Source organism: Pontibacter beigongshangensis, from assembly GCF_014332515.1.
Lineage (GTDB): Bacteria > Bacteroidota > Bacteroidia > Cytophagales > Hymenobacteraceae > Pontibacter > Pontibacter beigongshangensis.
Genome location: NZ_VFSD01000027.1, coordinates 80,389 through 87,981 on the forward strand (window position 1 = coordinate 80,389; position 7,593 = coordinate 87,981).

A 7,593-nucleotide genomic window follows, 5' to 3' on the forward strand; every position below is an offset into this window, starting at 1 on the left:
CGTGGTACTTGCTCATAATCATCTCCTTCCGCAGGCAAGGCTTATCCAAGAGATATTTACAAGATGACAAAGAAATGTATGGATGGAAAGGGGTTTAGACAAACTGGAAGGACACCTGAAAGCCCTGCCTTACAGATTGCCTGTTGTAGTGCAGCAGCAGAGCCTCTGGAGGGGTGTTTTCATTCAAATAATTTGCGTTCGAACCGTATTCATGCGGTATTCTACTTTATCCTGTGCTGAGTATGATTTGCACACAAATTATTTGAATGAAAATGCGCCCCGGAAGCATTCCTGCTGGTGTTGTTATGGATCTGGCTTAGGATTTTTCAGTTCAGTTTCCAGGCTCAAGGTCATCGGCCAGCACATGGATTTGCTGCACGAAGCTTTTCCAACTGAAGCGTTGTTTAAAGGACTCGATGTTGCGGGAGAAATTGGGCCCCTGGTGAGTTCGGTAGAATGCAACAATAGCCTGGGCAATAGCCAGTGGCTCCGGCTCCACCACGTAACCTACCTCCCCGTGCGGCACCAGTTCGGCCAGCCCGCCTACTCTGGTTACCACCATTGGTTTGTTGAAATGATAGGCTACCTGGGTTACGCCGCTCTGGGTGGCATGTTTGTAGGGCTGCACCACCAGATCTGCCGCGCAAAAATAATGACGCACGGCCGCATTGGGAATAAAATCGGTGCGGAGCACCAGGCGTTGCTCCAGCTCTAGCTGCCTTATCAGCTGCTGATAAGGGGCCGCATCTTCGTAAAATTCCCCGGCAATAATTAGCTTCAGCGCGGGTAGTTGCTTTAACGGCTCCTCCGCCATGGCCCGCAACAGTAGGTCCAGCCCTTTGTAGGCGCGAATAAACCCAAAGAAGAGAAGGTAGCTGGTTTCAGGATCGAGCCCGAGCGCTGCACAGGCCTCCGCTTTAGATTCGGGGAGGCCAAAGTTGTCGTAGAGCGGATGGGGCAGATAAACGCCTGGTTTATGAGGCTCAAACTTTTTCAGGTCCTGCAGCACCGCCCTGGATAAGGAGACAAAGCCATGGCAGGCACTCAGAAAATACTTTGTAAAAGGCACATCGCCCGGCCGCTTCTCGTGGGGCACCACATTATCGGTAATGGCCAGGATACGGCTGTGCCTGTTGCGGCTGATGATCCGGGCAATGGTGCCGAAGCAGGGGCCCATAAATGGGAGCCAGAACCTGAAGATGACCAGGTCGGGGCGCTTTTTGCGGATGTAATTGCCTGTTTTGAGCCAGCTGATTGGATTAATAGAGTTCATAAGGACCTTAATCGCAAGGCCTTCCGGAGCAGGTTCGTCTGTAAACTGGCTTTTGCCGGGGAAAAGAAAGGCAGGGTACTGCAAACTGAAGGTAACGATCTCTACCTCGTCGCCGGCCTCCTGAAAGGCCTGTGCCAGGCGCTCGTTAAAGGTAGCCATGCCGCCACCCCGCAACGGGTGCGCCGGCCCCACAATGACCACACGCCTTGCCATTATTTTTTAAGCACGCCTACACGCTCTTTGATCAGGTACTCGTTTTTGTTTTTGGCGGTAAGCGTGATCATTTCGGCCAGAAAGCCTGCCAGGAACAGCTGCACCCCCACTACAACCGCCACCAGCGCCAGAAAGAACAGCGGCTGGTCCACCACATCACGGATTCGCCCGTCGGAGTACAGCCGGAACACTTTCTGCAGGATAAGCCAGAGCGTGACAATAAACCCGAACAGAAAGCAGAAGGTGCCCAATGTACCGAAAAAGTGCATCGGCCGTTTCCGGAACCGCGACACAAACGAGATGGAGAGCAAATCCAGAAAACCGAAGATAAAGCGCTCTATGCCGAATTTGGTCTTGCCATACTTCCGCTCCTGGTGCTGCACCACCTTTTCGCCGATCTTTTTAAACCCGTTCCACTTGGCGATAACCGGAATGTAACGGTGCATCTCGCCGTGTACCTCTATGGTTTTTACAACCAGCTGGCGGTAAGCTTTCAGGCCACAGTTAAAATCATGAAGGTTAATGCCCGACAATTTGCGGGTGGCCGCATTAAAGAGTTTAGAGGGCACTGTTTTAGAAATCGGATCGAAGCGCTTTTTCTTCCAGCCCGAAACCAGGTCGAACTTCTGGTGCTTGATCATGTCGTAGAGTTCCGGAATCTCCTCGGGGCTGTCCTGCAGGTCGGCGTCCATGGTAATCACCACCTCGCCGGTACAGCGCTTAAACCCTTCGTTCAGGGCGGCCGACTTGCCATAGTTGCGGTTAAAGCTGAGGCCCTTCACCGTGTTATCTTCGGCACTGAGTTCGTTCACCACTTCCCAGGAGCGGTCGGTGCTGCCATCGTCCACTAAGATGACTTCATACGAATAGCCATGGGCGTGCATTACACGCTTAATCCATCGCACCAGTTCTGGCAGCGACTCCTCCTCGTTATAAAGAGGCACCACTACCGAAATATCGTAAGCGTATTGCATGTATTTATTCAAACTGTGGCCGGTTTTTCTTCATAATGGCCGAAATAACCAACGACAACAGCAGACCGATTAAAGCAAATCCAACAATGCTCATGATCAGTGTCGTAAAAGGCCCCGACATACTTTCGCCAATCGCGAGGGCAGAATCAATCTGTTCATCGCTCATGCCCCGCTCCTCCAGTTCCATGCGTTGCTGGTCCATGATGGTTGCAAAATGGTCCGGGTCAATAAACGTGGTATAAATTACCATAAATATACCACTGAGCAGCCCCATAATGGTTGCTACCAGGGTTCCCAGCCCCAGCCCCTGCCCATAACTCATATATCCTTCATTTTCCCGCTTGAACTGCTGCATGGCTATCACTATGGCGCCAACCAGGATCAGGTAAGAAAGAAAGCCGAGCCACTTGTTGGTGCTTTCCCCAAAGATCATGAGTATGGCAGAATACAGAACAGCTATTACACCACCGGCAATACCGTATTTTATCGCCACAGAAGCTACGGTTGGTTGTTTCTCAGTCATAGTCTTATTTTTATATCAAGAGGTTAATAAAGCGTTACTTTCTGAAAAAGACGGCAGCCACAAGCGAAAACAGGCTGCCCACTACTAACCGGGCTATAAAATCGAAGGAAGCCAGCCGGCTCAGGCTCATAGACCCCAGCTCTTTATAACTCTGCTCGTAAATCTCCTCCCCGTATAGCTTAATGCTTTCTTCTCTGGTAGCCTCGAGCAGCGTCTGCATCTCGGCTATGTACTCCGTTACCAGCTCGTGCCCGAAAAAATACAGGAAGATAAACAGCAGCATGGCTGTTACCAAAGCGGTGTAGAAAGAAATGGCCAGGCCAACCCGTAGCCCTTTAAAAAAACTGAGCTCCGTGTCGAGGAACTGCTTGTAATACTTCATCCCCAGAAAAATGAACACGGGCAGCACAAAGAAACTCCACCTACCGGATTCGCCAAGTGGGTTATACCCAAATAAATAGGTTACGAGCAGAAGCACAAAACTGGCTATCCCACAAATAACTCCATAACGCACCCCAATTCTTACTATCGCCTGATTAAACATCCCACTTAACTGGTATAAGGAGTAAACTCATACTCCAAAAATATTACAATATAAATATATGAAAAAGTTTAATTAAGCACTACCTGCCCTTTGTGGATAATGCCAATAACGGCACCTTTCAGGCTATGGCCATAGAACGGACTGTTCTTCGATTTTGAGCGGGTCCGGTGCACCTCCGGCGTCCAGGTTTGGTTGGGGTTAAACAGTGTGAGGTTTGCCTGCTCCCCTACTGCCAGCCCTGCTGACGGCAGCCGCAGGATGCTGCGAGGATTTGCAGCCAGTTTCTGTACCAGTTCCTCGGTGCCAAGCACATCCGACAGGGAGGTGTTCGCCACGGCAAAGGATGTCTCCAGGTTGATGATCCCGAAATCGGCCAGGTCGAACTCCAGGTTCTTCGCCTCCGTATCGTGTGGCATGTGCGCCGATACGAGTACATCGATGGTCCCGTCGCTCAGGCCCTCTTTTATGGCATCGGCATCGGCCTGGCTTCTGAAAGGGGGCGCAACTTTGTAATTGGTATCGAATGGCAGAATGGATTCGTCTGTAAAACAAGTCTGGTAGCTGGCCACATCGCAGGTAACCCGCATACCGGCTGCTTTTGCCTTTCTGATAGCGTCGACAGCCGCCGCCGTAGAAATGGCGGAAAAGTGTAAGCGCCCGCCTGTGTAAGTCAGTAACTGCAGGTCGCGCGTCACCATCACCTCTTCGGCAATGGCGGGCATGCCCTTCATGCCTAAACGGGTGCTGGCCTCACCTTCGTGCATCTGCCCGTGGTTGGTAAGGCGGGTGTGCTCTGGTTTGTTCAGGAGAAGCCCGTCGAACATCCGTACATACTGCAGGGCCTTTAGCAGCACATCGGCTCCCTGCAAAGGTTTGAGCCCATCTGTAAACGCAATGGCGCCTGCCCGGTGCAGGTCTATCATCTCGGTCAGGTCTTTGCCCTCTGTGTCTATTGTAATGGCCGCTGCGGGGTGCAGCGTTACGGGCAGGTGCGCCGACTTACTTTTGATAAAGCTCACGGCTCCTTTTGTTTGCACCACGGGCTGCACATTGGGCAGGCATACCAGCTCAGTAAAACCGCCTGCCGCCGCCGCCGCCGCCACCGACTCCAGGTCCTCTTTGTGCTCCAGGCCTGGCTCACCGGCAAAGGCAAACATATCTACCCAGCCCAGCGAAACGCAGAGGCCATCGGCTTCAATCGTCTGATCTGCCTCTCTGGCTTCCGGACCGATGTAGCGGATGATGCCGTTCTCTATATAAATATGTTGTTGTTGTAAATGGAATTCTGATTCGGGGTGATAAATGGTTGCAGCCTTTAGGAGTATGTTCATGCTAAAAGAATCTTATGAGGGCTATTTCGGCCATTAAGAAAATCAGACACAATATTAGGCAATATTTCCAAAGCTTGACACCAAAATATCGTTTTTCGAATTCTCCTTTCACAGAAAATGCATCTGCATAATCATAAATATGCACATTACCCTGACCTGGCTTCAGGAAACTGCGCAACTCATCCGGGCTGTACTGCTCCAGCAACGATTCTTCTTCAGGGTAATGAAAGGCAAGTGTGGTGATGGTAGAATCGCCCAGCCGCAGGTCGTAAAAACCGGCCTGGTGCATGGCATCGGGAATGGTAAAGAACAGGTTGCCCCCGCGCATGTGCTGTTCCGGAATAAATTCCAGGCTATCCTGCGTCAGCTTAAAGATACCTTCCTGCCGACGGGGTGCCGGCACGGGCAAGCTAACGGTGGCACCATCGAGTGCATAAGAAAGTTGCTGTTCCTGTTTGTAGCTGGCAATGGCCAGCTTGTACATAACCGGCACAAACAGCGCATGGTTCTGCAACTCATTGTAACTGTCATCAAGTGGGGCCGCCATCAGGAAAACCTGCCCATTGCCCCTGTCGAACCGCGACAGAAAAGGCGAGCCACCCCTGAACCGGAGTATGTCATCAGATGCTCTGGACCAGGCGAGGGTTCTGGCTGCGCCCGGCATCTGCATCTTCGGGTCGAAATCAGAAAAAATGCTTTTGAAAAATGGGTTGGCAGGATCCGGGGCTGCCAGGGCTGTTTTTGCAGGCTCCCCAGCCGTACTGGCGATCAGGCTGGCAGCTATGTTCAGGTTCTGCATCAGGCTGCTGTAACTGGTATTATCTGCCTGCACTGGCGGTATAATGACCACTGTTCCGCCCCCTTTCACAAAAGTTGCCAGCGTGGAGGATAAGGCGGAAGAAATGTTTTTCACAGCATGTACGACAACAATATGTGCAGCAGCCGTTCGGGCATAGTCGATGTTGCTCTGCTGGTACTGTGTTAACCTGAAAAATGCTTCGTTCTTAAATAGGCGGGGCAGCAGATCGGAGGAGTTGTCTGTGATTTCCACTACCTCAATGTTGCTGGAGGGAGCCATCACAAAATGAAAACTGTTATCGAACTCCACCGGGTAATCTTCTATAAGTACATACGCTTTGTTTATGCCGCTGCCCAGCACACTAAAACTAACTGTGGTTTCTGTTACTTGCCGGGCGGGCAAATCTACACTTAAAGCAGCCACCTGCCGCTCGTTCACAATCAGTTTTACAGGGCAGTCTTCTATCGCCTCCTCGCCCGCGTTATAGAGCTGTATATGCAACAGGTTCTCGCCGGCAGGCCTTATAAATTCATCTTCCAAGTAAATAGAATCAATGACCACATTGGCAATGGAGGCCGCTTTAATGGGCACCAGATGCACTTGTTTGGTAGAGTCTATGGTAGATAAACTGGCTGGCTGAAAGGTGCTCCGTTGGAAATCAGAAAAGATAAAGACATGCTCTGCCGTGCGCTCACTTGGTAAAAGCTGGAGGCCCGAACTGGCAGCATAATTCAGATTACTCAGTAGTGACGAAGCGTCTTTATTGTCGAGTACGCCGCTGTGGGGTGTATTGGCGGCCGTAAAAAGCCGGAATGTAGTGGAAGCCGGAAACAGGTCGAGCGTGCTCTGTGCCTGTTCAGTGGCAGCAGTCAGCATGGGCACATCTTCCTCGGCATGCGTATTTTGCATACTGAAGGAATTATCGATCACAACAGAAACCTGCGAGGTATCGGCAGGAACATAGGAATCGGAAGCAGGAAGAAAAGGCTGCGCAAAGGCCAGCACCAGAAAGACAATGAAAAATACCCGGCACAGGAGAATCAGAATCTCTTTTAAATTCCGCTGACTGGCCGTAATATCTTTAGAAGTCTTTATAAGCCTTACATTACTGAACTCTACCCGCCTGGCTTTACGCAGTTGCGCCAGGTGCAGGATAACAGGTATAGCGGTGGCAGCTAAGGCAAATAAAAATGTAGGATAAAGAAGGGCCATGTTTCAAGTTAAACAGCTGCAGTTAAATAAACAATATTAAGTCAGATAAGGAACTAAAAAGCAGCTCGCACCAGGGTACAGGCAGTAGGTCAACTCTGCAGTAGAGAAAATAAAATTATCAGGTAAAGTCCAATTATTATAATAAAACCGGACCTCCGGAGATCTTTTTTTCTGCTGACGCCACTGCCAATTTGGTTGCCGGAAGCTTCGTAACCCCAACAAAAGCCTTTTTATACTCCTAAGTACATGCATATAAAATCTCTCGCATGCGGCCCGGAGCAGCAGGATTCGAAAAGTTTTCCCAAGGGCCATTTTGATTAGAATAATTACCGAAGGAAGACTTCTTTCTCTTCTCACACTGACCCGACTAGAGTTACCTATAGGCACTTAGATTACCCTGCACTGGCGGAGGTAAGATATGCCCATAACGTCTGAAGGTAAAACTTGTTATACCTGAATTAGAAGGAACATAAAGTTATTGGCCGGGTCGCATGTCAGGGGTTGGCAAAACTAAATATTAGAAATCCAATTTAGAAATGAAGGGAGATAGCTTTTTGGCTGCTTTACGCGCTTTAAGCCTATTTAGAAATTAAACTGGAGGGGTACTTCGCACATCCCAGTACCCCTGCATCAAGTCAAATCCCCCGCTCGCGGGCCGGAGCAGCAGCAGCCGAAGAGGTCCCCCAAGCTCATCCTGTAGGCGTATATTCAAGACCTAAGGCGC

At 50.3% G+C, this 7,593-nt stretch carries 6 protein-coding genes; all 6 read right to left on the reverse strand.

Features of this window, described 5'->3' with window-relative positions; genetic code table 11:
- Positions 1-331 precede the first annotated feature (331 nt).
- Entirely contained in the window at positions 332-1,486 is a 1,155-nt protein-coding gene (locus tag FJM74_RS19480; RefSeq protein ID WP_187264306.1) for a glycosyltransferase, read from the reverse strand.
- Positions 1,486-2,460: a glycosyltransferase family 2 protein gene (locus FJM74_RS19485; protein ID WP_187264307.1), complete on the reverse strand. Its 975-nt coding sequence runs from the start codon at positions 2,458-2,460 to the stop codon at positions 1,486-1,488. The genes FJM74_RS19480 and FJM74_RS19485 overlap by 1 nt, the downstream gene beginning before the upstream one ends.
- 4 nt (positions 2,461-2,464) lie before the next feature.
- Positions 2,465-2,983, reverse strand: coding sequence for a DUF4199 domain-containing protein (locus FJM74_RS19490; RefSeq protein ID WP_187264308.1), 519 nt, complete (start codon positions 2,981-2,983; stop codon positions 2,465-2,467).
- Positions 2,984-3,017: 34 nt separating this feature from the next.
- Complete coding sequence (locus tag FJM74_RS19495; protein ID WP_187264309.1) at positions 3,018-3,527, reverse strand: DUF4199 domain-containing protein; 510 nt, start codon at positions 3,525-3,527, stop codon at positions 3,018-3,020.
- 68 nt (positions 3,528-3,595) lie between these two features.
- Positions 3,596-4,858: a dihydroorotase gene (locus tag FJM74_RS19500; RefSeq protein ID WP_187264310.1), complete on the reverse strand. Its 1,263-nt coding sequence runs from the start codon at positions 4,856-4,858 to the stop codon at positions 3,596-3,598.
- A gap of 1 nt (position 4,859) precedes the next feature.
- A complete protein-coding gene (locus FJM74_RS19505; RefSeq protein WP_241739259.1) occupies positions 4,860-6,869 on the reverse strand; it encodes a BatA domain-containing protein in 2,010 nt (669 codons plus the stop codon).
- Positions 6,870-7,593: the final 724 nt, after the last annotated feature.

Coding starts and splice junctions, on each gene's coding strand:
- FJM74_RS19505 (WP_241739259.1), bottom strand. CDS start 6,869: ATGGCCCTTCTTTATCCTACATTTTTATTTGCCTTAGCTGCCACCGCT.
- FJM74_RS19485 (WP_187264307.1), bottom strand. CDS start 2,460: ATGCAATACGCTTACGATATTTCGGTAGTGGTGCCTCTTTATAACGAG.
- FJM74_RS19480 (WP_187264306.1), bottom strand. CDS start 1,486: ATGGCAAGGCGTGTGGTCATTGTGGGGCCGGCGCACCCGTTGCGGGGT.
- FJM74_RS19490 (WP_187264308.1), bottom strand. CDS start 2,983: ATGACTGAGAAACAACCAACCGTAGCTTCTGTGGCGATAAAATACGGT.
- FJM74_RS19500 (WP_187264310.1), bottom strand. CDS start 4,858: ATGAACATACTCCTAAAGGCTGCAACCATTTATCACCCCGAATCAGAA.
- FJM74_RS19495 (WP_187264309.1), bottom strand. CDS start 3,527: ATGTTTAATCAGGCGATAGTAAGAATTGGGGTGCGTTATGGAGTTATT.